The sequence below is a fragment of the Flavobacterium sp. genome, from assembly GCF_028689845.1.
In the GTDB taxonomy this organism is placed as follows: Bacteria; Bacteroidota; Bacteroidia; order Flavobacteriales; family Flavobacteriaceae; genus Flavobacterium.
Window position 1 is genome coordinate 1 of the sequence record NZ_JAQVCH010000059.1, and the last position, 3373, is coordinate 3373.

General features: G+C 33.6%; 4 protein-coding genes. All 4 read left to right on the forward strand.

All coding sequences use genetic code 11. The features are described from left to right. The first annotated feature begins 163 nt into the window (after positions 1-163). Positions 164-1276: a hypothetical protein gene (locus tag PHR76_RS13045; protein WP_300063583.1), complete on the forward strand. Its 1113-nt coding sequence runs from the start codon at positions 164-166 to the stop codon at positions 1274-1276. A gap of 180 nt (positions 1277-1456) precedes the next feature. Beyond that, positions 1457-2275, forward strand: coding sequence for a helix-turn-helix domain-containing protein (locus tag PHR76_RS13050; RefSeq protein WP_300063586.1), 819 nt, complete (start codon positions 1457-1459; stop codon positions 2273-2275). A 73-nt stretch (positions 2276-2348) separates the two neighbouring features. Next, positions 2349-2759: a hypothetical protein gene (locus PHR76_RS13055; protein WP_300063589.1), complete on the forward strand. Its 411-nt coding sequence runs from the start codon at positions 2349-2351 to the stop codon at positions 2757-2759. Then, a complete protein-coding gene (locus PHR76_RS13060) occupies positions 2749-3105 on the forward strand; it encodes a hypothetical protein (RefSeq protein ID WP_300063591.1) in 357 nt (118 codons plus the stop codon). The genes PHR76_RS13055 and PHR76_RS13060 overlap by 11 nt, the downstream gene beginning before the upstream one ends. Positions 3106-3373 lie beyond the last annotated feature (268 nt).

Sequence of the window (3373 nt, forward strand, 5' to 3'; positions counted from 1 at the left end):
AACAGCGGTTTGAAGCAATTGGGGGTTTAGGGCATAATTTGAAGTTGGTTTTGTATTTGCAAAGTTTAGTCTTAAACCGAAAGTAAAGGCTTCCTTAACCCCAACTGCTTCAAGCCGCGAAACGTTGGTAGCAATTTTAAAAACAACCATAAACAGAAGCAAAATGAAAAAGACACTAATCACACTTCTTGTAATCATTGCAGGACAGTTAACAACAAAAGCTCAAGATTGGATTACTTTGACCACTCCACAGTCAGGAATTCTTGGAGCACCAGTAAAAGAAATTAAAAACGGAGATTTAAACTTCAATTTCGGTTTGAAGTATGACAAGAATCCAGCAATTGACATTAGAGAGAGTGCCGAAAGTATTACAGAGTACCAAGAAAAGTTTAGAAACTTTGTGACCAAATACTTTAATACAAGTAAGGTTTCATTGCAAACAACAAATGCATATAGTTTAAAAGTACGTTCTTTAAATCAAGAAGCAATTGACAATTTACAAGTTGGTGGTAAATATGTCTATGAAGGCATTTCTGCTGATTCTGTTACAATAACTTTGTCAGCAAAGAAAGAGTTTAACGCAGATATTTCTAAAGCATTAAAGGATATAAGTGCGGCAATCACAAGCCCAGAAGCAGCACCAATAATTGAAAAGGTTGCTCCATTCATAGACTCTATTAGATATGAGAGAAATGATAGTGTCTTTTACAAAATCACGGTAAAAAATCCCAATGTTTATTATAAAGTCAAGGTTATTAAACTAAAGAAGAACGGGAATATATGTAATTGTGATTGGGAAAAAAGATGCTTTCTGTATTTCGTAAATAGAGATGCTACCAATGATTTTCCAAGAACTATTCGATTAGAAAATGATTTTACAGGTGAAAAAAGTACAACAATAAGCCGATATCCAGAATTTTGCGGGCGAGATAGGAAAGATGTACAATATTATCTGAAGGTTGAAAAAGACGATAACGGCCTTCATCTCTATGTTTATGCAACGAACGCTAATGTTAACAGTTCTGCGCAAAGATTTCTTGAAGTACCATATAGAGACAATAATGGAAATAGAGAGTGGCGACTAAATAGAACCTTTCTTTACAGGTTTGACAAAGGTGGTGTAATTAAAAATGTTTTCATTGAAGTATCAGCCAGACAATCGAGTGAAAACTCATTAGACATTTTAAATTGGCGTGAAGGAACAAACAGCTTTGGTGATAACGCTTTGACAGCACTTAAGTACCCTGAATTTAAAGGAAAGTACGTAAAGAAATAAAAACTGCTACCAACAGCACCTACCCAAAAGTGGCGGTTCAGTGGTTAAATCAAGCTTTGTGCTTCTATCAAAGTTTCTGCTTGGTTGACAGTGAAGTGCTTCGAAAGCGCCACCTTCGGGTAGCTGCAAAACGTTACCTGCAAGCGTAGCGAACGACCCAAAAGACACAAGCAGATGTAAATGAAATATCAAAAACACATACCAAAATTTCCACTTGACAATTATGTTGACAGCATAATTTACATTGAAGGAAACAATAAGGGAACAGGACTTCCTAAAACGGCTATGAGTTTAAATTTCAATCTTGAAGACAGTTTTAAACTATTTACAGACAAACAATTTACCCATTACATTGACTATAAAAAACATTGGGTTGCAGGACTACAAACAAAACCGACCAATGTAGAAAGTTATGGAATAAGCAAAATGTTAGTGGTTCAGTTTAAAACATTAGGGGCATTTGTTTTTCTTAACGACCCATTGCACTATTATGCTGACAATTATATTTCGCTTGACAACATTTTTAACAAAGAAGCCGACGAAACTTGGGAACAATTACAAGAAGCCCAATTTTTAAATGAAAAATTCTTAATCGTTGAAAATTTTCTCTACCGCAAATTATTGAAAAATAAACTACCCAACAAAAAACTTATTGCAATGATTGAAATATTATTTGACAATAGAACAAATCTATCTATAAACGAAATTTGTAAACAATTTAATATCTCACGAAAACACTTAAATGACTTGTCAAAAGAATATGCAGGTGTTTCGCCAAAGATGCTATCCTCTTTAAATAGGTTACAGACGACATTAAAAACTATTAGTTCTTCAAAATCAGAGAAACTAACGAATCTTGCTTACGAGTTGGAATATTTTGACCAAGCACATTTTAACAATGATTTCAAAAGGTTTACCAATCTAAAACCCACAGAATATGTAAAATTGGCAGAGCAAAATCCAACGATGAAAATTGTTCCACATTTTATTCCATTTTAACGATGGTTACATTTTTACAATTTTAGCCAAAAAATGTAGATTACTTTTGCAGTTCATTTAATAAGTTAAAAATATGAAACGAAATATTCTTTCAATAGTTGTAGGTTTGGCAACAGCCATAATAACTTTCTTAATTGCTGAAACAATTAACGGCAATCTGCACCAAGCACCAACAACATTGGACTATAAAGACACTATTGCAGTAAAAGCATTTTACGAAAATCAGCCACTTTCACTTTGGTTATTGGTTTTAGCAGGTTGGATAACTGGTTCATTGCTTTGTGGTTTTTTAATAAAATGCATTAGCAAGTCAGACAACAAAAAACTTCCCATTATTGCAGGTTGTATTTTGACACTTTCAGCAGTAGGCAATTTTTTTTCTTTGCCTCACCCAACTTGGTTTATTGTAGTTGGTTTACTTGTTTTTATTCCCTCAACATTGTTAGGACATAACCTTTATAAACTCAAATCAAATGGACAATAGCAAAACATTTGAGAAACTGAAATCAATTTTAAGCCATTATGAATTGCAATTATCTATATTGCACGATAAGGCAGACAATTACTACCTAAACACACCGACAACTGAAAACAACAAAAAGTCAGAATTTTTTGGAGCAGTTCAAATTAAGAAATCTTATGTTGCTTTTCATTTAATGCCGATTTATTATTACCCCGAACTACTTGACAGCTTAAGCCAAGAACTTAAAAATCGAATGCAAGGTAAATCTTGTTTTAACTTCAAAGAAATAGATGACAAACTTTTTGAAGAACTAACAGAATTGACAAAAAGTGCCTTTGAAAAGTATAAAACATTGAATAAAGTTTAATTACTTTTGTACAGGAAAAAACTGACCCAGCAAAAACGCCAGCAGGTAACAGCAGTTTGGCAAAATGGCGGGTATAGTGCTAAATTGAACCTTCGGATTTCTAATAAACAGTAGTGCTAAATTGAAAGTAAGTGCTTCTAAATCCGCCACTTCGCCAAGCTGCAAAACGTCAGGCTGTGAAAATACCCTCTTTTCGCATCTATTTTACACAAATAGCATCCTTTCAAACTTGCATAAATCCCTTTTAAACAATGCTGTTTTTTAGGCC